At 33.1% G+C, this 25,741-nt stretch carries 21 protein-coding genes; 11 read left to right on the top strand and 10 right to left on the bottom strand.

Translation table 11 applies throughout. From position 1 onward, the window contains the following. Positions 1-27 precede the first annotated feature (27 nt). From WHC90_RS00880 to WHC90_RS00830, 11 genes are all read left to right on the top strand, one after another. Positions 28-1,086, top strand: coding sequence for an acyl-CoA reductase (locus WHC90_RS00880; RefSeq protein ID WP_188598886.1), 1,059 nt, complete (start codon positions 28-30; stop codon positions 1,084-1,086). A gap of 83 nt (positions 1,087-1,169) precedes the next feature. Beyond that, on the top strand, positions 1,170-2,234 hold the full coding sequence (serC, locus tag WHC90_RS00875; protein WP_188598887.1) for a 3-phosphoserine/phosphohydroxythreonine transaminase: 1,065 nt from the start codon (positions 1,170-1,172) through the stop codon (positions 2,232-2,234). Between the two features lie 68 nt (positions 2,235-2,302). Next, positions 2,303-3,256: a D-2-hydroxyacid dehydrogenase gene (locus tag WHC90_RS00870; protein ID WP_188598888.1), complete on the top strand. Its 954-nt coding sequence runs from the start codon at positions 2,303-2,305 to the stop codon at positions 3,254-3,256. Further along, entirely contained in the window at positions 3,256-4,491 is a 1,236-nt protein-coding gene (locus WHC90_RS00865; protein ID WP_188598889.1) for a DUF1015 domain-containing protein, read from the top strand. Before WHC90_RS00870 ends, WHC90_RS00865 begins: the two co-directional genes overlap by 1 nt. Before the next feature lie 12 nt (positions 4,492-4,503). Beyond that, complete coding sequence (locus WHC90_RS00860; RefSeq protein WP_188598890.1) at positions 4,504-5,169, top strand: YggS family pyridoxal phosphate-dependent enzyme; 666 nt, start codon at positions 4,504-4,506, stop codon at positions 5,167-5,169. Positions 5,170-5,200: 31 nt separating this feature from the next. After that, positions 5,201-6,280, top strand: coding sequence for an exonuclease domain-containing protein (locus WHC90_RS00855; RefSeq protein WP_188598891.1), 1,080 nt, complete (start codon positions 5,201-5,203; stop codon positions 6,278-6,280). A gap of 165 nt (positions 6,281-6,445) precedes the next feature. Continuing rightward, on the top strand, positions 6,446-7,900 hold the full coding sequence (locus WHC90_RS00850) for a C1 family peptidase (RefSeq protein WP_188598892.1): 1,455 nt from the start codon (positions 6,446-6,448) through the stop codon (positions 7,898-7,900). 9 nt (positions 7,901-7,909) lie between these two features. Next, positions 7,910-11,308: a caspase family protein gene (locus WHC90_RS00845; RefSeq protein WP_188598893.1), complete on the top strand. Its 3,399-nt coding sequence runs from the start codon at positions 7,910-7,912 to the stop codon at positions 11,306-11,308. Positions 11,309-11,414: 106 nt separating this feature from the next. Further along, positions 11,415-12,236: an ion transporter gene (locus WHC90_RS00840; RefSeq protein ID WP_188598894.1), complete on the top strand. Its 822-nt coding sequence runs from the start codon at positions 11,415-11,417 to the stop codon at positions 12,234-12,236. Next, positions 12,237-13,163 carry a tRNA (adenosine(37)-N6)-dimethylallyltransferase MiaA gene (miaA, locus tag WHC90_RS00835; protein ID WP_188598895.1) on the top strand — a complete coding sequence of 309 codons (927 nt, stop codon included), beginning with the start codon at positions 12,237-12,239 and terminating at the stop codon, positions 13,161-13,163. A gap of 81 nt (positions 13,164-13,244) precedes the next feature. After that, positions 13,245-13,760 (top strand): OmpH family outer membrane protein, encoded by a 516-nt coding sequence (locus WHC90_RS00830; RefSeq protein WP_188598896.1) that lies wholly within the window; start codon positions 13,245-13,247, stop codon positions 13,758-13,760. A 67-nt stretch (positions 13,761-13,827) separates the two neighbouring features. Here WHC90_RS00830 and guaB read toward each other — a convergent pair whose 3' ends face one another. From guaB to WHC90_RS00780, 10 genes are all read right to left on the bottom strand, one after another. Further along, positions 13,828-15,303 (bottom strand): IMP dehydrogenase, encoded by a 1,476-nt coding sequence (gene guaB, locus WHC90_RS00825; protein ID WP_188598897.1) that lies wholly within the window; start codon positions 15,301-15,303, stop codon positions 13,828-13,830. Positions 15,304-15,367: 64 nt separating this feature from the next. Beyond that, positions 15,368-15,871 (bottom strand): hypothetical protein, encoded by a 504-nt coding sequence (locus tag WHC90_RS00820; RefSeq protein WP_188598898.1) that lies wholly within the window; start codon positions 15,869-15,871, stop codon positions 15,368-15,370. Beyond that, positions 15,868-16,407, bottom strand: a complete 540-nt coding sequence (locus WHC90_RS00815) for an FMN-binding protein (protein ID WP_188598899.1) — start codon at positions 16,405-16,407, stop codon at positions 15,868-15,870. Before WHC90_RS00815 ends, WHC90_RS00820 begins: the two co-directional genes overlap by 4 nt. 40 nt (positions 16,408-16,447) lie before the next feature. Beyond that, entirely contained in the window at positions 16,448-17,602 is a 1,155-nt protein-coding gene (locus tag WHC90_RS00810) for a porin (RefSeq protein WP_188598900.1), read from the bottom strand. A 119-nt stretch (positions 17,603-17,721) separates the two neighbouring features. After that, positions 17,722-19,218 (bottom strand): bifunctional metallophosphatase/5'-nucleotidase, encoded by a 1,497-nt coding sequence (locus tag WHC90_RS00805; protein WP_188598901.1) that lies wholly within the window; start codon positions 19,216-19,218, stop codon positions 17,722-17,724. A gap of 141 nt (positions 19,219-19,359) precedes the next feature. After that, a complete protein-coding gene (locus WHC90_RS00800; RefSeq protein ID WP_188598902.1) occupies positions 19,360-20,217 on the bottom strand; it encodes a hydroxymethylglutaryl-CoA lyase in 858 nt (285 codons plus the stop codon). 76 nt (positions 20,218-20,293) lie between these two features. Then, the gene (locus WHC90_RS00795) at positions 20,294-20,908 is read right to left on the bottom strand and encodes a LysE family translocator (protein WP_188598903.1); all 615 of its coding nucleotides are present in this window, start codon (positions 20,906-20,908) and stop codon (positions 20,294-20,296) included. Positions 20,909-20,918: 10 nt separating this feature from the next. Beyond that, positions 20,919-21,950: a quinone-dependent dihydroorotate dehydrogenase gene (locus WHC90_RS00790; protein WP_188598904.1), complete on the bottom strand. Its 1,032-nt coding sequence runs from the start codon at positions 21,948-21,950 to the stop codon at positions 20,919-20,921. A gap of 42 nt (positions 21,951-21,992) precedes the next feature. After that, positions 21,993-24,419 carry a phenylalanine--tRNA ligase subunit beta gene (pheT, locus tag WHC90_RS00785; protein WP_188598905.1) on the bottom strand — a complete coding sequence of 809 codons (2,427 nt, stop codon included), beginning with the start codon at positions 24,417-24,419 and terminating at the stop codon, positions 21,993-21,995. Between the two features lie 99 nt (positions 24,420-24,518). Then, complete coding sequence (locus tag WHC90_RS00780; RefSeq protein WP_188599272.1) at positions 24,519-25,712, bottom strand: THUMP domain-containing class I SAM-dependent RNA methyltransferase; 1,194 nt, start codon at positions 25,710-25,712, stop codon at positions 24,519-24,521. Positions 25,713-25,741 lie beyond the last annotated feature (29 nt).

The raw sequence follows: 25,741 nt of genomic DNA, 5'->3' as shown, positions 1-25,741 counted from the left end.
GTCCAAAATAGTTTACAACCAAAAGAAATGAACAGAATACAAAATCGAATTCAAGCTTTTGTTCAATTAGGAACCTTTTTAAGTCAATTTTCACAAAAAGAAATCATTAAAAAAGATAATATCGCACACAATGATTTGTTTTTTGATGGCTTTAAACATCAAATAAAATTAGCTGGCGAATCTAATTCTTGGTTTACCAAAGAAAACATACTATTTGCTCTAGAGAGTTGGTCAACTGCATTGACTTCAGACAATTTAAACGAATGGACTACCCAACTTGAAGGTTCAGAAAAAGCAAAAACAGTTGCCATTATTATGGCAGGAAACATCCCTTTAGTTGGCTTTCATGATTTTTTATCTGTACTTATTTCTGGACATGATGTATTAATCAAACAGTCTTCAAACGACAAACACTTATTGCCTTTTATAGCCAAATATTTAGAGTTTGCTGAACCTAGCCTTAAGGGAACCATCACTTTTACAGAACAGGCTTTAACAGACTATGATGCTGTGATTGCTACCGGAAGCAATAATACAGCTCGTTATTTTGATTACTATTTTAAAGACAAGCCCAATATTATTCGGAAAAGCAGAAATTCTGTTGCCATTCTTACTGGGAACGAAACAGATAAACAATTAGAAGCTTTAAGCGATGATGTCTTTCAGTATTTTGGGTTGGGTTGTAGAAGTGTTTCTAAACTCTATGTTCCAAAAGGCTATAATTTTGATGCTTTTTTTAATGGGATGTATGCAAAAAAAGAGCTTATTGAGAACGCCAAATACGCCAACAATTACGATTACAACAAAGCTGTGTATTTAATGAGTTTGTTTGATTTGCTTGAAAATGGTTTTCTGATGCTTAAAGAAGATCAAAGCTATGCCTCTCCTATTGCAACCGTATTTTATGAATATTATGAAGACTTAGAAACCTTAGAGCAAAAATTAGCAGCTGATGCAGACAAGATTCAGTGCGTCGTTTCTAAAGGAGTTCTAAGCAATGAAATTGAATTCGGAAAAACACAAAAACCAAAATTATGGGACTATGCTGACGGCATAAACACCTTAGATTTTTTATCAAAAATTTAGTCAATTGATATTTTAAACTAAAGTAGTTTCTAAATCCCTACAAAAAATAGATATTTGTTAGCCATAAACAACACACTGTAACAATGAAAAAACACAACTTTAGCGCTGGACCATGTATTTTACCGCAAGAAGTTTTACAACAAGCTTCAGAAGCAGTACTAAACTTTAACAATGATGACCTTTCTTTGATTGAGATCTCGCACCGTAGCAAACCTTTTGTAGCGGTAATGGAAAAAGCAAGAAACTTGGTATTAGAACTTTTAAACCTAGAAAACAAAGGCTATCAGGTATTGTTTTTACAAGGTGGTGCAAGCATGCAATTTTTAATGACTGCCTATAATTTACTAGATAAAAAAGCAGCCTATTTAAACACGGGAACTTGGGCAAGTAATGCCATTAAAGAAGCTAAAATGTTTGGTGAAGTAGTTGAAGTTGCTTCATCAAAAGATCAAAATTTTAATTATATCCCTAAAAACTATAGCATCCCATCAGATGCAGATTATTTTCATAGTACAAGTAACAACACAATTTTTGGGACTCAATTAAAAGAATTCCCAGAATTTGAGGGTGTTAATGTATGTGATATGAGCTCGGATATTTTTTCTCGTATGCTTGATTTTTCAAAATTTGATTTAATCTATGCTGGAGCACAAAAAAACATGGGACCTGCTGGAGCCACTTTGGTGGTTATCAAAGAAGATATTTTAGGAAAAGTAGAAAGAGAAATTCCTTCTATACTTAACTACCAAACGCATATAGGTAAAGAAAGTATGTTTAACACCCCTCCTGTTTTTGCAGTGTATGTTTCGATGTTAACTTTAGAATGGTTAAAAAACTTAGGTGGGATTCCTTTTATAGAAAAAGTAAATGAAAAAAAGGCAGCTCTTTTGTATGCAGAAATTGATAGAAATCCTTTGTTTAAAGGAATTGTTGCCAAAGAAGACCGCAGTACAATGAATGCTACTTTTGCTTTGGTAGATGAAAACATGACTTCTGTTTTTGATGGCTTATGGAAATCAGCAGGGATCAATGGTTTAAACGGACACAGAAGTGTAGGTGGTTATCGTGCAAGCATGTACAATGCATTGCCTTTATATAGCGTACAAGTTTTGGTTGATGTAATGCAAGAACTCGAAAGAAATGTATAACAAACTAACTGTTTGTTTAAAAAAATAAAAGTATATCAAATACTAGAATCTGATAACAAGAATAAAGAATGAAAATATTAGCAAATGACGGTATTTCGCAAAGCGGAATAATTACTCTTGAAAACAGTGGTTTTGAAGTAATAACAACCAAAGTAGCACAAAATCAATTAGAGAACTTTATCAATGAGCATAAAATTGACGCAATTTTAGTGCGTAGTGCAACTCAAGTTCGTCAAGAATTAATAGATGCTTGTCCAAGCTTAAAGCTAATTGGACGTGGAGGGGTTGGAATGGATAATATCGATGTAGAATACGCAAAAGGTCAAGGTTTGCATGTAATCAATACTCCTAATGCATCTTCTAACTCTGTAGCTGAATTAGTTTTTGCTCACCTATTTGGAATGGTTCGTTATTTGCACCAAGCCAATAGAGAAATGCCTCTTGAAGGTGATACACGCTTTAAAGATCTAAAGAAAGATTTTGCAGCAGGTTCAGAATTACGAGGAAAAACTCTAGGAATCATTGGTTTTGGTCGTATTGGAAAAGAAGTTGCAAAAATAGCTTTAGGAATAGGAATGAAAGTAATTGCTACGGATGCTATAATAGGAAAATCGTCTATCAATATTTCTTTTTACAACGGACAGTCTATTGATGTAGAAATTGAAACACAATCCATTGCTGAGGTTTTAAAACAAGCAGACTTTATAACTGTACACGTACCAAACCAAGGAAAACACCTTATTGGAACTAAAGAGTTTGAAGCCATGAAAGACGGAGTTGGAATTATCAATACAGCTCGTGGAGGTGTTATTGATGAAGTTGCCTTGGTCAATGCAATAGAAAAAGCCAAAGTAAGATATGCAGGTTTGGATGTTTTTGAAAGCGAACCAAACCCAGAAATACAGTTGTTAATGAATCCTGATATTTCATTAAGTCCTCATATTGGAGCAGCAACTTTAGAAGCTCAAGAGCGAATTGGAAAAGAGTTAGCTCAGCAAATTATTAGCTTACTTTCAGAATAATGGCAATTGTTAACCCGTTTAAAGCAGTTAGGGCAACCAGAGATAAAGTTGGCTTGGTGTCTTCCAAATCGTATGAAATTTATGCGACCAAGAAGCTAAAAGCAAAACTCAAATACAATCCGTATACGTTTTTACATGTAATCAATCCTGGTTACAAGTACAATCAAGAAACTTTGGGTGAACAACGTTTTAAGTTGGTTCACAATCGTTATTTAGAATTTAAAGAAGATGGTGTTTTTAAACAGGATGAAAAACCTGCTTTTTATCTTTATAAAAAAACAACACCAGAGAGTACATTTTGTGGAATCATCGCTGCTACTTCTGTAGAAGACTACAATAATGATATTATAAAAAAACACGAGGGTACCTTACACCTAAGAGAGCTATTATTTGAGAACTATTTAAAGAATACAGGTTTTAATGCCGAGCCTGTTTTGTTAACTTATCCTGACAATACTACCATTGCTAAAATCATAGAAAAGCACTTATTAAAGAGGCCAGAATATGAGTTTACCACCACAGACAAAAACACACACTGTATTTGGTTGATTGACAAACAGCAAGAAATTGAGATCATCCAAAATGCATTTAAAGAAATTTCTGCACTGTATATTGCCGATGGACACCATCGATCTTCATCTTCATGCTTATTAGCTAGACGACTTCAAGAAGAGAATCCTGATCACACTGGCTTGGAAGCTTATAATTTTTTTATGAGCTACCTGATCCCTGAAAGTCATCTAAAGGTTTATGAGTTCAACCGATTTGTTAAAGATTTAAACGGTTTAACAGTGGATGAGTTTTTAATAGAGTTGGATGCGTATTTTAGGATAGAAAACAAAGGGCAATCTTTGTATGTTCCAAAAGAAAAACATCATTTTTCAATGTATTTAAATGGAAATTATTATTCTTTGTATTTAAGAAAGACTGGATATGAGTTTACCGATGTATTGAGTCAGTTGGATACAGAAATTTTATATAAAACCGTTTTAAAACCCATCTTGGGAATCCAAGATATTAGAACAGATACCCGAATTTCTTACGCCCCTAAAAAGAACAACAGTTTAGAATTAAAAGAAAAAGTTGACAATGGTGAATTTCAAGTAGCTTTTGGCTTGGTCCCTATCAATATTGAAGAGATAAAGCAAATTGCTGATGCCAACCTTCAAATGCCTCCCAAAAGCACCTATATAGAGCCCAAGCTGAGAAGCGCTCTAACCATTTATGAATTTTAAAATAGTATTGTAATGGTCCAAAGCATTAAAGATAAACTAACCCAATTACACAAAGAAATTCCTAGCTCTGTGAGCTTGGTTGCTGTTTCTAAAACAAAACCAATAGCTGATATTCAAGAAGCCTATGATGCCGGTCAACGTATTTTTGGAGAAAATAAAATTCAAGAAATGCTTGGTAAATATGAAGTTTTACCTAAAGATATAGAATGGCATATGATAGGTCATCTACAACGAAACAAGGTTAAATACATGGCATCTTTTGTAAGCTTGATTCACGGAGTTGATAGTTTAAAAACGCTACAAGAGATTAATAAGCAGGCAAAAAAACATCAAAGAACCATAAATTGTTTACTTCAGGTAAGAATCGCAAAAGAAGAAACTAAATTTGGTCTTACTAAAGAAGAGACTGAAGCCATTTTAACTAGTGATGCTTTTAAAGAACTGAAAAACATAAAAGTTATCGGTTTTATGGGCATGGCAACATTTACAGAAGAGTTAGATCAAATAAACGACGAATTTTCTAGCTTACAGCAGTTTTATGAAAAACACAAACAACAACACCATTTAAACGTTTTATCTATGGGGATGAGCGGAGATTATCAGCTTGCAATCCAAAATGGAAGTACCATGATTCGAGTTGGAAGCGCCATCTTTGGTGAAAGAAATTATATTGCATAACCTACTATAAGCTAAAAAAAGAAACAATATTTTGTACGCAATTTTAGATATTGAAACTACTGGAGGAAAATACAATGAAGAGGGAATCACTGAGATTGCTATCTATAAATTTGACGGGCAGAAAGTTGTAGACCAATTTATTACCCTAGTTAATCCAGAAAAAGAGATCCAACCCTTTGTTGTTAAACTTACTGGTATTAACTCTTCTATGCTTAAAAATGCTCCAAAATTTCACGAAATTGCCAAACGGATTATAGAAATTACTGAAGATTGTACTTTAGTTGCTCACAATGCTAATTTTGACTACCGTATTTTAAAAACAGAATACGATCGCTTGGGTTATGATTATAAAAGAAACACCCTCTGTACAGTAGAACTCAGCAGAAAATTAATCCCAGACCAAAGCTCTTACAGTCTCGGAAAACTTTGTAAATCTATTGGGATTCCTATGAGTGACCGTCACCGTGCAAATGGCGATGCCTTAGCAACAGTCCAACTGTTTAAACTCATCCTAGACAAAGATTCTGATAAAACCATTATTGAGAGCTCTACAAAATTATTTGACAGCAAAAGAACTGCTGAAAAATTAACTAAATTACTTGAGCCACTCCCAACAGAAATGGGTGTCTATTATTTACACAAAGAATCAGGTGATATTATTTTTATAGGCAAAGGAAACAACGTCAAAAATGAAGTGAACATACAGTTTTTAAAAACATCTAAAAGAAGTAAAAAAATTCAAGAAAAAACACTTTCCATTAGCCATGAGCCCACAGGAAATGAACTAATTACTAATTTAAAGTACTACCTTGAACTAGAAGTAAACAAACCCAAATACAACCTTAACTCTTATAAAAAACTGACTACTGATCACTTTAATCATCCAAACATGATTTTGGTCGATAAAGGAAGAGTATTGGGTGAGCATTCTGTTATACTTATTGAAGAAGATACTGTTATTGGCTATGCTTTTACAAACTTAGCATTTCAAGAAAATCAAATTGAATTGCTTAAGACCATCATCACTCCTATTGAGAATAAGGCACTTGCCAAAACCATCGTTAAGAATTACCTAAGATCAAAAAAAGTCTTAAAAATTATTCGTTTTTAATCACTTTTAAAAATCTACTCCCTAAAAAATAGAAACAATTACTTGATTATTAGAATCGTAAACAAATATTTTTTTTTATTTTTAGGCAAAAATACGATAAATGCCGTATGGCAAATATCCTATGTGATAAATATATTTGTACACACAACCTAAAAACTGTTTGTTATGAAAAAGATACTTTTATCCGTACTGCTCTTAGTTTCTATAAGTTTACATGCACAAGAGTACGTAACTGGTTTAGAATTTAGTAAGGAAAAGTATGAAGAGGTCACCGAAACTGTCCCTTTAGTTACTAGAAGTTTAACTTCAATTCCTTCTAATTACAGTCTTAAATCATTTAGCCCTACTCCTGGTAATCAAGGAAGTCAACCATCTTGTGTTGGATGGGCAAGTGGCTATGGAGCAAGAACTATTGCAAACGCTATTAAAAATGGTTGGAAAGACAATACCTCTTTAATCAATCAAAATACATACTCACCTTCATTTGTTTACAATTTAATTAAAATGAAAGGAGATGACAATTGTACCAAAGGTTCTTATATCGCTGATGCCATGAAGTTGTTAAATACCTATGGGATTTTAAGCTTAAAAGATTTTACTTACAATGCAGCCAATTGTAAAGTGGTACCAACTGAGTATGGTCTTGAATTAGCAAAGAAAAATACTATTTTAACTTATGAAAGATTGGCAAAATGGGACAATCCTGTAAATCTTGTTGGAAAAGTAAAAAAGGCAATTGCCAATCAAAATCCAGTGGTTATTGGAATGCAAGTTTCATCTTCATTTTATAAAGTTAAAGGAGCTTGGAGCGGAGCACACTCTGGTGGTCTGGGTGGACATGCAATGGTTGTTGTAGGATATGATGACAACAAATATGGTGGTGCTTTTGAAATATTAAACTCATGGGGGACCAACTGGGGTAACAATGGTTTTATTTGGGTTACTTATGATGCATTTAAAGAAAACACCAAGACAGCTTATGTATTGGTTGATAAAAGCAAACCAAATGTAAATGATGATGACAATGATGATGTGGTTGTTACAAACAATAGCAATGGTCTGTCTGGAGAACTAAACTTAAGACTGAGCAACGGAGGCTATATGAACCCAATTTTATCAGATGAGGCTACTAGAAATTTCAATGTAGTTAAGGCTGTAAAGACAACTTATAGAATAGATAAGAGCTATACTTCTGGTACTCAATTTAGAATCTATTTAAAGAGCAAACAAAAAGGCTACGTATATTTAATCGGCTATGGATCAGGAGACAAATCAGTAAGCAAGCTTTATCCTTTTGAAAATTTTAGCGATTATTTTAATTATACTAACAGCGAAATAGCTTTGCCAAACGAAGATTATTTTATTGAATTTGATGCTACTCCTGGACGTGACATCCTATGTGTTTTATACAGTAAAGAAAAATTGGATATCAATAAAATTGTAAGCAGCATTAAAAACGGATCTGAAGATTTTGTTAGCCGCGTAAAGAAATCTTTACAAGCAAAAATCTTTAATGGAAATGATATCAGTTTTGAAAAAAACAAAATATCATTTACCACTAAAAGTAATTCTAGCAATGCAAGTGTAGTTCCTATTTTTATAGAAATGAATCATCAATAATTTTTTAGCATGAAACTTCAAAAACATTTACTTTTATTTAGCTTTTTAACAATTTCATTATTGAGTTTCTCTCAAGAAAAGTCCTTGTATTATGAGGATTATTCTTCTGGGAGCACTTGGCCAACAGGAAATAGTGATCGAAGAGAGTTAATAGTTGAAAACGGGAAATATTATTTTGAACATAAAAAAGATGATGATTTCTGGAATGTAACAACAAGAGACATTGATTTTAATACTTCAAAAGATTTTGAAATTGAAACATCAATTCAAAAAATAAAAGGAACAAAATCCTATGCTTTTGGGTTATTATTTGGAAACAAAGACATTGATAACACCTTTCACTTTATGATTGGCATCGATGGTCAGTATCGTGTTTCTGAAAAAAATAAAGGAGCTTACAATCAGATTCAAGCCTGGACTAAAGCAGAAAGTATTAATACAAACTACAATGATTACAATAAATTAAAAGTAAAAAAAACAGGCAATACACTTTATTTTTATATCAATGAGGCACTTGTTACGAGTACTGATTTTCGCCCCTTTTTTGGTAATAAAATTGGGGTGATGGTCTATAATCAACAAAAAATTGCTATAGATTATTTATCAGTAAAAGAACAATCTGGGACTACAGTTACAAACTCTGGTGGAAACATCATCATAAAAGATGACTTTAACAGCAATCCTAATAGTTGGCCAGAGTCAAATACTGAAAACATGGAAACTGTAGTCGCTAGTGGAAAGTATTATTTTGAGCACAAAAGGGCTACAGCAGGTTGGAACAGCACACACAAACTAACGATTGATACTTCTAAAGATTTTAAAATAGAAACAAAAATCCAAAAGGTAAGCGGTGTTGACAATTATGGCTATGGTTTACTTTTTGGAAGAAAAGACAATGACAATCAATATATTTTTGCCATCACTTCAAATGGATTTTATGGCATCGATAATTTTGACAATGGTACAAACACGACTATAAAAAAGTGGACAGCCACTCCACATATCAACAAAGGTGATAATGCCTACAATACTCTTAAGGTTGTAAAAGAAGAAGGCTTTATAAAATTTTATGTAAACGATCGTTATTTAAGCCTAATTAGCTACAAGGATTTAAGAGGAACAGATATTGGTTATGTTGTATACAATAAACAAAAAATCGCTGTAGAAGACCTTGAAGTTTCTTATTTAAATCAAACAAAACCATTTGTTAGCAATGATGATTTGGTTGTAACTACTGGTGATGTTTTGCTTGAAGAATTGTTTAACAACAACGCCAACAATTGGTCAATTGGGAACACCAATGATAGAGACATCTCTATTACAAACAGCCTTTATAATTTTGAGCACAAACACGAAGAAGGTGGTTGGGCTGTTAATATTCCTAAAACAATTGATACGACAAGAGATTTTGAAATTAGTACTACAATTAAAAAAGTTGGAGGTGTAGACAATTATTCTTATGGATTGCAATGGGCTAAAGAAGAAGGTAGTAGCTTTAGATTTTACATTTCTGGAAATGGTTATTATAAAATCTCTAGAATGGTTGATAACAAAGAAGAGGTGATTAAAAAGTTTACAACCTCTTCTTATATCAATAAAGGAAATGGTGCTACTAATAAATTAACCATTAAAAAAATTGGCGGCACTAATAAATTTTACATCAATGACAACTATATTACTGAAACTGATTTTGAATCTTTTTATGGGAATAGAATTGGATATGTTGTGTACAATAAACAAAAAATCGCTGTAGACAATCTAACTATAAAGTACTTAAAAAAATCAAATACCACTATTGTTACTGACAATACCTTACAAGTTCCGTTGTCTGAATCTTTTTCTAGCAATTCAAATGCCTGGTCTTTAAAGGATACAGAAGACACAAAAACTAGAATCACAGGAGGTAAATTATATGTAAAAAACAACAATGAGAAGAGTGGAGCATTTATCAGTAAAAAAATAGCAATTGATACAAGCAAAGATTTTATCATTGAGACATCCATTACCAGACAAGGAAGCTCTAACTCTTCTATCGCTTTTGTTTTTGGTAGAAAAAACAACACCAATGAATATGATTTGTTCTTGTCTAAAGACAGTTATTTGTTTAGACGTTTAGAAAATGATACTTCAAATAAGATTATTCCATGGACAACAACAAGTGCGTTAAAAACTACTGCATACGCATCAAATATTATTAAAATTGTCAAATCTGGGAGCTTATTGCGTTTTTATATCAATGGAACTTATATAAATGAAGCGCCATTTACCCCTTTCTTTGGTGATTACTTAGGGTATAGTGTATATGAAAAACAAGAGATTTCTGTTGATTTTTTAAACATCTCCTACCCTAGCAATAATGATTTTAATGCACCTCCAGAGGTGGTTATTACAGAGCCTATCGTAGAACGTGGATTTAAAATTGTAAAAACAAAGAAAATTCTTGTCAAAGGAAAAGCAACAGATAAAGATGGTATTTATGAAATAAAAATCAATGGTATTGACGCTACAATTAAAGAAACTGGAGAGTTTAGTGCAGAAGTGCCTCTTAAAATAGGAGACAATGATTTGGTGGTAAAAGCAACCGATTTAAAGCAAGCTTCTTCTACAAAAACCTTTAGTATTAAAAGAAAATCTCCAGATGTTGTTAATGATGATGTAGTAGTGGTCAACAACAATGACAACACCCTAGATGTTGGATTTGGTAAATACTATGCGCTATTGATTGGTGTAAGTAATTACGGTGATGGTGCTATTACTGACTTAGGAGGGCTTCCTTCTAAAGACGCTCAAGATTTAGCAAACATCCTAATCAATAAGTACAATTTTAATAAAGAAAATGTAGTTGTCTTAAACAATAGCCCAAAGGAAAATGAAATTATCAAAGAATTTAGCAAGCTTAAAAAGAAAGTAACCAACAAAGATAATTTGTTAGTTTTTTATGCTGGACACGGTATTTATGATGAGAAAAGTCAGGTTGGGCATTGGCTACCCTCTGATGCTGATATGGAATATGAATTGAATTTAATTAGCAACTCACAAGTTGTTGATTACTTAAAAGGTATTCAATCAAAACACACCTTATTAATTTCAGATGCTTGTTTTAGTGGTAGTATTTTTAAAACACGTGAGTTTAAAGCAGCGCCAAAATCTGTTCAAAAGAAGTATGAACTTACTAGTAGGAAAGCCATTACCAGTGGTACTTTAAAAACAGTTCCTAACAAAAGTGTGTTCTTAAAATATTTATTAAAGCGGCTAGAGGACAACAGCAACAATTATTTATCTGCACGTCAACTCTTTAACAATATAGAAGAACCTGTGATGAATAATAGCCCTAACACTCCTCAATACGGAACTATTTATGGTATTGGAGATGAGGGAGGTGATTTTATCTTTATCAAAAAACAATAAAAATTCTACTTTTTTCATTCAAAAAGCTCTAGTTTAATTGTAAATTAGAGCTTTTATTCTTTTAAAAAATATATTGTAGTATTATTGTACAATTAAAGTAAAACTCTTGAAAAAACAAACACAGAACACATCGTGGAAACATCGTTTGCATGAGATTATTTACGAGGCAGATACTAGAGCAGGAAAACTGTTTGATGTGGTGCTTCTTATTGCTATTTTAGCAAGCGTACTGTTGGTTATGTTAGAGAGTGTTGAAAGCATTGACTCTAAATACCATTATTATTTAAATATTTCTGAATGGGTAATCACACTTCTGTTTACCATTGAATACATTTTGCGAGTTATTGCCATAAACAAACCGACAAAATATATTTTTAGCTTCTATGGAATTATTGACCTCCTATCAACATTACCAAAGTATTTAGCAATCATATTTACCGGAACTCATAGTTTAATTGCATTGCGTTTACTGCGTTTGTTGAGAATCTTTAGAATCTTAAAACTAACTCGGTATATTGGAGCCTCTAACAACCTTATGGTTGCTTTAAAAGCCAGCAAAGCTAAAATATCTGTCTTTTTATTTTTTGTTGTAATTGTTTGTACCATTTTAGGTACAGTAATGTATATGATAGAAGGTGCAGAAAATGGTTTTACAAGCATCCCAAGAAGTGTATATTGGGCAATCGTAACCCTTACCACTGTTGGCTTTGGAGATATCGCCCCACAGACTCCTATAGGGCAGTTTATTGCGAGTATTATCATGATTTTGGGGTATGGTATTATAGCCATTCCAACAGGAATTGTAAGCACACAGATTGCTAAAATGGAAAACATAGACACCAATACACAAGCTTGCCCAAATTGTGGAATAGAAAAACACAAAGACGGTGCTGAGTTTTGTTATAATTGCGGTAATAAACTCAATTAAATGCCAGAAATTTTTCCAAAAACTTTGATTGTTATTGTTGGACCAACTGCGATTGGTAAAACAGCACTTAGTATTCAATTAGCCCAACATTTTAAAACAGAGATTCTCTCGTGTGACTCTAGACAATTTTATAAAGAAATGACGATAGGGACCGCTGTTCCCTCTACTGATGAACTAGAAGCAGCAAAACACCATTTTATTCAAAATAGAAGTGTTTTTGAAGATTATAATGTAGGGCAATTTGAAGTGGATGCATTAAAAAAAATAACTGAAATTTTCTCTACAAACTCCACAGCTATTATGGTTGGTGGTAGTGGTCTTTACATCGATGCAGTGGTTAAAGGCTTAGACAGTTTTCCTAAAGTTGACCCAAGCATCCGAGTGCAATTAAATGAGCAATTAGAAAACAAAGGAATAGAGTCTTTGCAAATGCAGCTTAAAGAGTTGGATTTAAAAAGTTATAATACAATTGCCTTAGATAACCCTCATAGGTTAATCAGGGCCTTAGAAATTTGTATTGGAAGCAACCAGCCCTACTCTAGTTTTATCAATAAGGATAAAAAACAACGAAAATTTAATATTCTAAAAATTGGCTTAGAGGCAGATCGTAGCGTTTTGTATGATCGAATAAACCAACGGGTAGATTTGATGGTTGAAGCGGGGCTCTTTGAAGAAGCTCTCGAATTGCATAAATTTAAAGACTTAAACGCACTTCAAACTGTTGGGTATCGTGAACCTTTTGCCTATTTTGATGGGCTTATAAGCAAAGAAAAAGCGATCGAAGAAATCAAAAAGAATAGCAGACGATTTGCAAAACGGCAATTAACCTGGTTTCGAAAAGACCCAGAAATTGTTTGGTTCGCATATGATAAAGATTTTAATGAAATTTCTAAAACCGTTGAGCAGCTTTTACCTATAAAGATGTAAGGGTCTGTTAAATTAATCAGAATTTTAACCACAAACTCAACTGCTTTCTTATATTTGTCTTTTAATCAATTATAAAAATCCATGAAATTTAAAATTACACTTTTTATAGCTATACTTTTTAGCAGCTTATCTATTCAAGCACAAAACAAAGTCGGAACCGTAGACAGCGAGTATATCCTTTCAAAAATGCCACAAATGGCTGCTGTTCAAACTCGAATTTCTGATTATGGGGCTAAACTAGATTCTAGTTTTAATATTAAAGTAAAAGAATATGATGCCAAAGTAGATGCTTATAAAAAAGCAGAAAAAACCATGACAGATATCGTAAAGAAATCTAAATATGAAGAGCTTGCAAACTTAGAAGAGGATTTGCAAAAATTTAGACAAAATGGTATCACTATGATGCAACTTAGACGAAGTGAGTATCTAAAACCTTTGTATAAAAGAATTACTGAAGTTATTGCAGAGGTAGCAAAAGCTAATGGTTATTCACAAATTTTAACCATCACTGGAAATGAATTGGCTTATTTAGATTCTAAATTTGACGTCACTAAGTTAGTAATGGCAAAAATGGGAATCAAAGATGATTCTAAATAATGTCATTAAGTAAACAATAAAAAAAAGAGAAGCTAATCGCTTCTCTTTTTTTTATCTAAAATTTATATTATCTTCTACTGTAATTTGGAGCTTCTTTGGTAATAGCTACATCATGTGGATGACTCTCATTAATACCACTTGCAGTGATTCTAACAAAGGTTCCTTTGTCTTTTAGAGCTTCTATGTCTTTTGCTCCGCAATAACCCATTCCGGCTCTTAAACCTCCCACAAATTGATGAATGCTTTCAAACAATTCTCCTTTGTATGGAACTCTTCCCACGATTCCTTCTGGAACTAACTTTTTAATATCATCTTCAACATCCTGAAAATAACGATCTTTTGATCCTTGTTTCATGGCTTCAACAGATCCCATACCTCTGTATGATTTAAATTTTCTACCTTCATAAATAATTGTTTCTCCTGGTGATTCTTTGGTTCCTGCTAGTAAAGACCCTAGCATCACAGAATCTGCTCCTGCTGCAATGGCTTTTGGAATATCTCCTGTGTATCGAATACCTCCATCTGCAATTACTGGAACTCCAGATCCTTTTATGGCCGCTGCAACTTCTAGAACTGCAGAAAACTGTGGAAATCCAACACCAGCTACTACTCGAGTGGTACAGATAGAACCAGGTCCTATTCCTACTTTTACAGCATCTGCACCCGCATCAACTAAATATTTAGCAGCTTCTGCGGTAGCAATATTACCTACAACTACATCCAATTTTGGGAATCTTTTTTTCACTTCTTTTAAGACAGTTACCACACCTTTGGTATGTCCATGTGCTGTATCAATTACAACAGCATCAACACCGGCATTGACAAGCGCTTCAGCTCTTTCAACAGCATCGGGTGTAACACCTAATGCAGCTGCAACTCTTAAACGTCCATAAGAGTCTTTATTTGCCATCGGTTTTTGAGTAACCTTGGTAATATCTCTAAACGTAATTAATCCTGATAATTTAAAAGCATCATCAACAATTAGTAACTTTTCAATTTTGTTTTTTTGCAAAATACTTTCTGCAGATTTTAAAGAAGTTCCAACCGCAGCGGTAACTAAGTTTTCACTAGTCATTACCTCACTGATTGGTCTGTCGTTTTTATGTTCAAAACGCAAATCTCTGTTGGTAACAATCCCTTTTAAAATGCCATCTTTATCTACAACAGGAATCCCACCAATATGGTGTTCTTTCATTAGTAATTTGGCGTCTAATACAACTGCATCAACTTGTAGAGTAACAGGATCGATAATCATTCCAGACTCCGCTCTTTTTACTTTTCGAACTTTAAGAGCTTGCTCTTCAATAGACATGTTTTTATGCAACACACCGATACCTCCTTCTCTGGCAATGGCAATGGCCATAGCAGATTCTGTAACGGTATCCATAGCTGCAGATACTATCGGTACGTTTATAGTAATGTTTCTTGTAAATTTTGTTTGGATGCTAACTTCTCTTGGAAGTACATCAGAAAAGGCGGGTACTAAGAGTACATCGTCGTAGGTTAAACCTTCTCCTACTACTTTTGAATTGTGGGCTATCATAGGGCAATCAACTTATCAATTAATTGCGAGCAAATTTACGACTATTTATTGGATTTTAAAGAACTTAATTGGTATATATCCCTTTTTTAGTAATTACAGATTTGAGAATGACAAAAACGGAAAGTGTAAAACTAAAAGTCATCAAAATTCCGGATAGCATAATTATATATTTAAACCATAGAACTCCAGTCCACAGAAAATAAATACCACCAAAAGTCATTAAAATTGATAAAAAAGGCTCAATCATTAAAAATAATTTAAGCTTCTCGTTAATATCCGTTGTTGCCAAGATTAGAGAAATTAAAAAGAAAATGACAGAAAGCGATAAGATATGATTGTGAACCATTGTCAAAACTTCAGGTTTAGATTTTTTAAACTTCATTGTGGTAGCAAAATCATCTGTTTCATTACCTAAATAACGCTCTTCAATTCCTTTTGGATTTGAATTTGTTGTTTCTTTTACAAAAGTGATTCCTCCATAAAAACCGATACTAAGCATCACGATAAAAAAAACGATAAGGATTTTTATTTCTCTTGGTAATTGGTAAATAGATCCGGCTATTTTCATTGAAAAATAGTGTTTGTATATAATATATTTAAATCTTGTAAAAAAACATTTATAGCCTTCGTTATTGACTGGGCAGATATAGTCGCTCCAGAAATAGCCATAATATTCGTATTGTAAATCAAATTATCTCCTTTGTTTTTTCCGATAAATTGTTTTAACCAACGATTACTTCCTATTTCTCCTCCATAATCTTCTCTATAGATGAGTACCTTTGTTTTAACTATGATTAAGTTTTTATCTAATAAGATCACATAATCAAATTCATCAGTTTTGCTTAGTGCCTTGTCAATATAGGCAAAACCCTTGATCTCATTATTTTCTTTAATTTTAAATAAACTCTGATCAGAAATGGGTTTATTTAATTGATCATTTATTTCTTGACTTATCACTATAGCTTCTAAGACAGGGTTCTTTAAGTCAAAGGTTTTTGCAATCTCCTTCAGTGCTTTTTTTTGCAAATTATTAGTGACTCCATTTATTGTATACAATACAAAGGTACTCAAGACACTAATTATAAATATTTTAAAAAAGTTCATTTTCTAAATGTTGATAAAAGGTTGATACCGTCTTTTCTAATTAGAACCATACACCGATTCCAAAGTTTAATTGATTTGTTTGTTTATTTGCTGCATTATCCTTTAACTGGTAATCTGCTTTAACAACCGCCCCATTTGCTATTAAATAACTCAATCCAAAAGTCCACTCTTGCCTATTATATGTATCATTTTCAACTAAATTTCCTGCTGTTGAAGCATGGGTATTATAATCTTCATATCTAACAAAACCAATAAGTTGTTGCTTTTTTTGAAGTGCTAACAAATTATAGCCAGTTTCTAAGTAATACCCCTGAAGTATGCTTCCTAAATCTTTACCAGTGGCCAAGTTATATGATTCGGTATCTGATAAGGCACCTCGAACAAATTGTCCTCTTACACTAAATCGTTGTTTTGCATATCGAGCGTCAAGACCTATCATAGAAATTCCTATATCTGCTCCTGCAACAGCTTCGACATCTTTTGGAGATTGTGTTCTACCGAAATAGCCGGAGAGTCCTAAACGCAGTCCTGGTAAACCATAATAATCTAATTTTCCTGAAAAATTGATATTGTTGAAATTAGATTTGATGCCCTTTTGCCTTCCTCCACGCAACCCACTACTACCTCCGAGTTGTCCGCTAATAATAGTTCCATTTTCGTCAGAAAGTGTCGATTGAAAACCATTAAAAACATAAAGTTGATAACGTAAAGATGCAGCAGCTGATTTTCCTGCGACACCTATACCAATTTCCCTCCAAGTTGTAGGTACAATCGCGACATCCATGCTTGGTCTCTCAACTCCATTAAATGTGGTTGGCTCATGGTACTCATTGATAATTCCCATCGGAACTAACATTAAACCAGCTCTCAAATTCACCTGATCATTTAAACTGTATTGCAAAAAGGCTTGTTCAACATAGACCTCTTTTACATGCTCAAATTCTATTTCCGTTACAAATTGAGTACGATCGTCAAATTTGTAACCAAACAATAACACAAGTCTCTGAACATCTAGTTCTGCGTTTTTTCCTGAAGGTCGATTGTAGGTAATTTCACCATAACCACCAACGGTTACTCCTTTAGTATTAATATTTCCAGACAAAATTCTTTGTGCGGTATTCTGTTGATTTTGTTGGTTTTGACTAAAAAGATTTGAACCAACAAAAAGGGCGAATAAAAATATAATATATTTCATTAATTTAGACTAGTTATAAATAATTTAATAATATTTGCGCAAAAATAAGAACATAAATAAGAATAAAAAAATTATTTAGAATTAATTTAAATAAAAATGAAACCTAACAAATAACTATCTTACTTTAAAGATTTTAGGTATAAAATGATTGAATTTCTAATATCAAATGATTTTTCTGTTCCTGTTGGTTTATAAACAGAAACTACTTCTTTATTTTCTTCGGTCAGAAAAGGAATGTCGTAGCCTTTTAGCAGGTAATCTGAAAAAGCTACAGTATAAATTTTATTAGGGTTGATTGGTTTTGATTGTACATACCACCCTTTGTTTTTCTTTTGTACATTATATCGCTGCAAATAAGCACCAGTCCCTTTCGCTTTTTCTCTAAAATCCAATACTTTTAGTAACAGACTCCCTTTCAATTTAACTTTTAAAACAGCACCACCATAAGGCAATACCCTAAAAATATCTACAGGAGTAATTGCTCCTTCTAGCTCATCATCAATTCTAATTGATCCTCCATTAACCAAAGCACAATCCACAGCATCATCAAAAGCATAAGACATAGATTTTGTGATTAAGACACCTAAATTGGTCTGAATGCTTCTAATCGGTTTGTCTCTTCCATCTAATGGTGTTTGAGCATTTAAAATTATTTCTTCTGGCTTGTCTATAATCTCTTTGATCTTTTTCTTTAAAATGCCCTGCCATTTATTAACAACAACAGCTGTTTGCTCATTTTCTACAATATCTGAGTTGATCTCTTTTAAGACTGATTGAATGCTAGTCTTTTTGGTTTTCTTATCATAACTAATTTTATGAACGTAAACGGTTTTGGCATTTGCATCCGCTTTTGCCACAAAAGAATCTCCTTGTGGAATCAGCATATTTGTATGCTCATGCCCACCCATAATCAAAGGAATATTAGGAAGTCGTTTTGCAATTTCAAGATCTTGAGCAATAGTCACATGGGTGAGTCCAAAAACAACATCTACCTTGTCTTTTAAATCTGCATAAGAACGTTCTGCTTCTTTAAAAACATCTTTGTACGCAACATAATCTCTGGGATTAGAAGGAACACAAACACTTATAAAACCAATCTTAATTGTGGTTCCATCTGCATCCGAAAATTCTTTAATAAAGGTATCCCCAACTTTATTGTGTTTGTTTGAAAAAGGTGAAAGAACACCATCTTTATTTTGTAAAACATTACCAGAAATCCAGTTAAAATTACTTTCATCTAAACGCTTTTGGAGATCAGTTGCACTTAAATCAAATTCATGATTACCAAAAGCCACTAGATCTACTCCCATCGCATTCATTGTTTCGATCATCTGCTTGCCACGGATACGCTCTCCTTGATATTGTATGGTCCCTAATAAAGATGGATTTAAAAAATCTCCAGCAACAAACATAAATGTATTGCTATTTTCTTTTAATAATTGCTCATGTACTGTTGCAACACGAGCCATCCCTCCATATTCTCCACCTTGTATGGGAGCAATCTCATAAACGTCATTAAGCTGTAAAAAAGTAAAATCAATTTTTCCATCATCCTGATTACAAGAAAATAGAGCAGCTATTGACACACAAAAAAATAATGCTTTTGTAAATTTCATTTTAAGATAACTTTTAAAATTTTGACTTTCTTTAAACAAACACGAAACCTAACATCGCTGCCTTTTTGAACCTCAGCCTGCCATGCCTCCAACAGGTAATCGGCAGTCAGGTTTGAACCTCCTCACCTTTGTACCTCTACCTTAGTTAAAAACGTTTAAAGCCACATTATAAGCACTTTCAAAACTCATGGGTTTAATATGGGTCTCTGCTTTTTCTTTGGTAAAATAAGACACTAATTTTTCAGTCGGCATATTGCCCGTTAATTCATCTTTTGCCATAGGGCAACCACCATAGCCCATAATAGCACCATCAAAACGCAAACAGCCAGCTTTATAGGCAGCATCTACTTTTTCATGCCATGTGGTAGGAGTTGTGTGTAAGTGAGCTCCAAATTCAATTTGAGGATATGCAGGTATCAAATTAGAAAACAAATAAGAGATAATGTCTGGAGTAGAACTACCAATTGTATCTGAAAGCGATAAGATCTTAACGCCCATTTTGGATAATTTTTCTGTCCATTCTCCTACAATTTCAACATTCCAAGGATCTCCATATGGATTTCCAAATCCCATAGAAAGGTAAGCGACTACCTCTTTATTAGACTTGTTTGCGATGTTTAGAATTTCATCTAATGTCTCAATAGATTCTGCAATGGTTTTATGCGTATTACGCATTTGAAAATTTTCTGATATTGAAAACGGATAGCCTAAGTAATCTATCTCTTCAAACTGTGCAGCATCTTCTGCACCTCTTACATTGGCTATAATTGCCAATAATTTACTTCTGGTTTCAGAAAGATCTAATTGAGATAAAACTGCGGCTGTATCTCTCATTTGAGGAATCGCTTTTGGAGAAACAAAACTCCCAAAATCTATCGTATCAAAGCCTACTCGCAGCAATGCATTGATATATGAAGCCTTTATTTCTGTAGGGATAAAATGAGATTTTATTCCCTGCATAGCATCTCTCGGACATTCTATAATTTTAACGCGATTCATCGTTCAAATATACAATAAAAGATCATCCAAAAAAGTGTGAATTTCAAGAAAATGTAGCCGTCTAAAGGTAAAGCACTTAGACCATAATAAAAATGGCAATTGCAATAAATACCACAATCTGCGTCCATTTTAAATACAAACCAACATTATTGTGGCTTTTAATATAGGTCGAAATTTTACCCGCCAAAATAGCTATAGTAGAAAATATAAGAAGAGAAACGATCATAAATATAAGCCCTAGCACATAAAATTGCACTACAGTACTCAGTGAATCACTGAATAAAAAACCAGGAAAAAAAGCCAAGAAAAAAATAGATACTTTGGGGTTTAACACATTCATTATAAAACCTTGTTTAAACAACTGTGTGGTTGATTTTTTTGCCACATTAGCTTCAGAAAAAGCAATAGAAGCATCAGATTTATACACTTTATATGCTAAATAAATCAAATAGAACGCTCCAAATAATTTAAGTGCAAAAAACAAAGAATTACTTTGTTGAATAATAGCAGAAACCCCAAAAGCTAATAAAGTAGTGTGCACAATGCACCCAGAAATTAATCCGTAAACAGTAGCCAAACCATACTTTTTACCATTGACAATGCTTTGTGTTAACACATACATATTGTCTGGTCCGGGAGAAAAGGCTAATGCTGTTGTAGCAAGCGCAAACGATACCAATATTTCTATCATAAACCAACTATTAGTGTTTTAAAATAGCTTTATTGATTTTCTTAATCAAACTAGGGCCTTCATAAATAAATCCGGTGTATACTTGTACCAAATCTGCACCGGCTTTTATTTTCTCTAAAGCGTCTTCTGCAGAATGAATCCCTCCTACTCCAATGATTGGAAAAGATTTATTAGAGGTATCTGCCAAATACTTAATTACTTTAGTACTCTGACTTTTAATTGGTTGTCCGCTAACACCACCATTTCCAATATCAGCTAAACGTTGAGTAGTTGCTTTTAAATTATCCCTAGTTGTGGATGTATTTGATGCAATCACACCATCAATTTTAGTTTCTGCAATCAGGTCTATAATTTCATCTAATTGAATCGTATTTAAATCTGGGGCGATTTTTAGCAAAATTGGTTTTTGTTTTTCTTGCTGATTGTTTATTTGCTGAACAGCAGAAATTAACTCTACCAAATAATCTTTGTCATTTAGTTTTGCATGGCTACCCACATTAGGACAACTAACATTTAGCACAAAATAATCTACATAGGGGTGTAATGCTGTAAAAACCTCGCAATAATCTTCTGTGTAATTCTCGGGTAAGGTTGCTGTGTTTTTCCCTAAGTTACCACCAATAATAACTTGACCTTTATTCTTTTTTAAGTTGGTGATAGCTGCTTCAATTCCGTCATTATTAAATCCCATTCTATTGATGATTCCACGATCATCTTTTAAACGGAACAATCGCTTTTTAGGATTCCCTATTTGTCCTTTTGGCGTCACAGTTCCTATTTCAATAAAACCAAAACCAAAATTTGCGAGTTCATTGTATAGTACCGCATTTTTGTCAAATCCTGCTGCTAAACCCACGGGGTTCTTAAAGCTTATTCCAAACACTGTCCGTTCAAGTTTCTTATCGTTTACTTGATACATACTTCTTATGATACCCGGTACAAAAGGTATTTTATGCAAGAACTTAATAACTGAAAAAGTAAAATAATGAACTTTTTCTGGATCGAATAAGAATAAGATTGGGCGAATCAGTAATTTGTACATATATAATTTTATAAAAAAAGCTCCAAAAAGGAGCTTAAAAATTTATCTTAAAACAGCTTCTAAGTTTTTCTCAAAAGTCGCTTGCAATTTTTGCATGATCTTATCAATCTGCTTGTCTTCTAGTGTTTTGTTTTGGTCTTGTAACACAAAACTAACGGCATAAGATTTTTTACCTTCTGGTAATTTATCACCCTCATATACATCAAACAAATCAACCTCTTTTAATAAGTTTTTTTCTGATTGGAATGCCAAGTTGTATATCTCCTTAAATGTTTTTCCTTTATCCAACAATAAAGCTAAATCTCTTTTTACTGCAGGAAATTTAGGCAAATCAGATACTTTTACATTTTTGTTACCACAAAGCTTTAAAATAGTATCCCAATTAAAATCTGCAAATAAAACTTCTTGTTTAATTCCGAATTCTTTTAAAAGAGAATTTTTTATGACTCCAAAATCAACCAATTTGATTTTGCCTAAGCTTAAAGAAATTCCTTCAGAAAACACATCAGATTTTGTTGGTGTCGTTTTTACATTGGTTATTCCTAATCGTTCTAAAATTGATGATACAATTCCTTTTACATAAAAGAAATCTGAATTTTGAGAAACGATTTTCCAGCTATCTTTTGTTCTGTTCCCAGTTACAAAAAGAGTTAAATGCTTATCTTCTTGATAAGTATCGTTGTATTTGTGGTAGGTTTTTCCAAACTCATACATCTTTAATGCGCTGTTCTTTCTGTTGATGTTATACCCAACTGACTCTAGACCACTAAACAGTAAGGACTGACGCATCACTTTTAAATCGCTGCTTAACGGATTTAATATTTCTACGTTGTTCTCCTCGTTTAAATTGTCTGTTAAAGCCACATATTCTGACTTTGTTAATGAATTGGCCATTGTCTCATTAAATCCTAATGAACTCAATTGATTGGCAACAATGTTTTCTATCTTAACTTCTTTGTTGGTATCAAAAGAAATAGATGTATTTAATTTATGAGAAAACTCAATATTATTATACCCATATACTCTTAAAATTTCTTCAATAATGTCTGCTTCTCGCTGAACATCTACTCTATATGAAGGAATTGTCAGTCCTAAACCTCCTTCTGTTTCACTATTGATTCTAATCTCTAAGGAAGCCAAGATATTTTTGATTGTTTCTTTTGGGATTTCTTGTCCTAATAAACGATAAGCATTATCATAAGATAAAAACACTTGGAAGTCTTCTATTTTTTCTGGATAGAAATCCATAATATCAGATGCTAGTGTTCCTCCTGCATATTCTTCTATTAGCAATGCAGCTCTTTTTAAAGCATACTTGGTCATATTAATATCTACTCCACGTTCAAATCGAAAAGAAGCATCGGTGTTTAGAGCATGTCTTTTAGCTGATTTTCGAATAGAAACAGGATTAAAAAATGCGCTCTCTAAAAACACTGATGTTGTATTTTCTGTAACTCCGGAGTTCTCACCACCAAAAACACCTGCCAAACACAATGGGTTGCTTTCTGCATCACAGATCATAATATCTTCTGCATCCAAAACTCTCTCTACACCATCTAAGGTGGTGAATTTTGTTCCAGGTTTAAGTGTTTTAACCAACACTTTGTTCCCTTTAATTTTTAAGGCATCAAAAGCATGCAAAGGTTGTCCAAGCTCATGCAATACATAATTAGTGATGTCTACAATATTATTTTTAGGTGTTATTCCAATGGCTTTGAGTCGATTTTGAATCCATTCAGGGGCGTCTTTAATCACTACATCTGTGATAGAAATACCACTATATCTTGGCGCAAGATCTCTATCTTCTACCTCTACGTCAATTTTTAGTTTTCGCTCATCTACATGAAAATCACTTACAGATGGAGATATTAATTCCAAGTTAATATCTTGTTGCATTAAGCCTGCTCTTAGATCTCTAGCTACACCAAAGTGACTCATTGCATCTGCTCTATTAGGTGTTAGCCCAATTTCAAAAACATCATCCTGCTCAATATTAAAAACTTCTGCAGCAAGGGTTCCTGGTTCAATACTAGCATCTAATACAAGTATTCCATCGTGACTAGACCCTAATCCGAGTTCATCTTCTGCACAGATCATACCATGACTTTCTTCTCCTCTAATTTTACCTTTTTTAATGGTAAAACCATCTCCTTTATCAACGTATAAGACAGTTCCAATAGTTGCTACAGGTACTTTTTGACCTGCGGCCACATTAGAAGCTCCACAAACAATTTGTAATGGCTGTTCTTGCCCTATATGAACTGTTGTAATTTTTAATCGATCGGCATTGGGGTGTTGAACACAAGTTAGTACTTCTCCAACAACAATCCCTTTAAGACTCCCTTTGATAGATTCTTTGGTTTCAATCCCTTCTACTTCTAATCCTAAATCTGTCAGTAATTCTCCTGCTTTAGAAGCTTCCCAATCTATTTGTAAAAATTGTTTTAACCAATTGTATGATATCTTCATCTGTGTATGCTCAAATTTTCAACAGCAAATTTACGTATTTTATCTTAAATTTTAATACGTAATAAAGGCTAGTTTTGTTCTCTTTTTCTCTTTTTAATACTATGATTCTTCTGGGCTATCCTCTGGCAACTCACGTTCATCATTTCTAATTTTTCGAGTCCCAGCATACATATCGTATCGCACCAAACGACAATCCAAATCTCCATTTTTTAATGGAATTCTTTTTGAGGTTCTTAACCCTACATGCTTAAGTGCTTCCATATCAGAAGTAATAAACCAAACTGTAGAATCTGGGTATCCATGTTTTAGGGTGTCTCCTATTTTTTTGTAAAATTCTGCAGTATCAATATTTAAACGCTCTCCATAGGGTGGATTAAATAAAATAGTGGTTTTACCAAACACTTCTTTTTTTGAATTAAAGAAGTTCACATGATGTACCCCTATAAATTCATCCAAATTGGCATTGACAATATTGTCTTGTGCTTTTCTAACAGCAGATGGTGCTTTGTCAAAGCCCATTATTTTAAAATGAGAGCTTCTAATCTTTTTAAGCAAGACATCTTGAATTAGAAAATACAAATCTTCATCATAATCTTTCCAATTTTCAAAACCAAAATGCTTTCTGTTGATGTTGGCAGGAATATTATTGGCAATCATGGTTGCTTCAATTAAAATTGTACCAGAACCACACATCGGGTCTATAAAATTCTCATCTCCAGTATATCCTGAAAGTAAAACCAAACCTGCAGCTAATACTTCATTGATTGGCGCTATATTAGTTGCGCTTCTATACCCTCTTTTATGTAAAGAATCTCCAGATGAATCTAAAGATACAGTACACAATTCTTTTTGAATATGTACATGTATTTTTAAATCGGGATATTTAAGGTCTACATTGGGTCTTTTACTGTATTTGTGTCTAAAGTAATCAGCAACTGCATCTTTTGATTTTAGGGTAATATAATGTGAGTTTGTCGTAAAATTTTTAGAATTGACAACTGCTCCAATTGAGAAAGTACCATCAACATCCAAATACTCTTCCCAGTTAATTTTTTGAAGTCCTTTATACAAATCTTCTTCATCAAAAGCCTTAAACGTTTTAATGGGTTTAAGGATACGTATGGCTGTTCTTAAAGCTATATTTGCTTTATACATAAACCCTTTATCTCCTTTAAAAGAAACATTACGCACGCCTATTTCTACATCTTGAGCTCCTAAATTTTTAAGCTCTGTAGCCAGTACTTCCTCTAACCCAAACATGGTGGTAGCCACCATTTTAAAATCTTTATTCATATTCATACTGCAAAAATAATTTAATATCT

The organism is Polaribacter pacificus, assembly GCF_038024035.1.
In the GTDB taxonomy this organism is placed as follows: Bacteria; Bacteroidota; Bacteroidia; order Flavobacteriales; family Flavobacteriaceae; genus Polaribacter; species Polaribacter pacificus.
Note: the sequence above shows the minus strand (reverse complement) of the source record. Positions and strands in the feature narration are given on the sequence as shown.

Coding starts and splice junctions, on each gene's coding strand:
- WHC90_RS00865 (WP_188598889.1), top strand. CDS start 3,256: ATGGCAATTGTTAACCCGTTTAAAGCAGTTAGGGCAACCAGAGATAAA.
- WHC90_RS00880 (WP_188598886.1), top strand. CDS start 28: ATGAACAGAATACAAAATCGAATTCAAGCTTTTGTTCAATTAGGAACC.
- pheT (WP_188598905.1), bottom strand. CDS start 24,419: ATGAAGATATCATACAATTGGTTAAAACAATTTTTACAAATAGATTGG.
- WHC90_RS00800 (WP_188598902.1), bottom strand. CDS start 20,217: ATGAATCGCGTTAAAATTATAGAATGTCCGAGAGATGCTATGCAGGGA.
- WHC90_RS00850 (WP_188598892.1), top strand. CDS start 6,446: ATGAAAAAGATACTTTTATCCGTACTGCTCTTAGTTTCTATAAGTTTA.
- WHC90_RS00860 (WP_188598890.1), top strand. CDS start 4,504: ATGGTCCAAAGCATTAAAGATAAACTAACCCAATTACACAAAGAAATT.
- serC (WP_188598887.1), top strand. CDS start 1,170: ATGAAAAAACACAACTTTAGCGCTGGACCATGTATTTTACCGCAAGAA.
- guaB (WP_188598897.1), bottom strand. CDS start 15,303: ATGATAGCCCACAATTCAAAAGTAGTAGGAGAAGGTTTAACCTACGAC.
- WHC90_RS00815 (WP_188598899.1), bottom strand. CDS start 16,407: ATGAACTTTTTTAAAATATTTATAATTAGTGTCTTGAGTACCTTTGTA.
- miaA (WP_188598895.1), top strand. CDS start 12,237: ATGCCAGAAATTTTTCCAAAAACTTTGATTGTTATTGTTGGACCAACT.
- WHC90_RS00795 (WP_188598903.1), bottom strand. CDS start 20,908: ATGATAGAAATATTGGTATCGTTTGCGCTTGCTACAACAGCATTAGCC.
- WHC90_RS00780 (WP_188599272.1), bottom strand. CDS start 25,712: ATGAATAAAGATTTTAAAATGGTGGCTACCACCATGTTTGGGTTAGAG.
- WHC90_RS00830 (WP_188598896.1), top strand. CDS start 13,245: ATGAAATTTAAAATTACACTTTTTATAGCTATACTTTTTAGCAGCTTA.
- WHC90_RS00845 (WP_188598893.1), top strand. CDS start 7,910: ATGAAACTTCAAAAACATTTACTTTTATTTAGCTTTTTAACAATTTCA.
- WHC90_RS00805 (WP_188598901.1), bottom strand. CDS start 19,218: ATGAAATTTACAAAAGCATTATTTTTTTGTGTGTCAATAGCTGCTCTA.
- WHC90_RS00790 (WP_188598904.1), bottom strand. CDS start 21,950: ATGTACAAATTACTGATTCGCCCAATCTTATTCTTATTCGATCCAGAA.
- WHC90_RS00810 (WP_188598900.1), bottom strand. CDS start 17,602: ATGAAATATATTATATTTTTATTCGCCCTTTTTGTTGGTTCAAATCTT.
- WHC90_RS00820 (WP_188598898.1), bottom strand. CDS start 15,871: ATGAAAATAGCCGGATCTATTTACCAATTACCAAGAGAAATAAAAATC.
- WHC90_RS00870 (WP_188598888.1), top strand. CDS start 2,303: ATGAAAATATTAGCAAATGACGGTATTTCGCAAAGCGGAATAATTACT.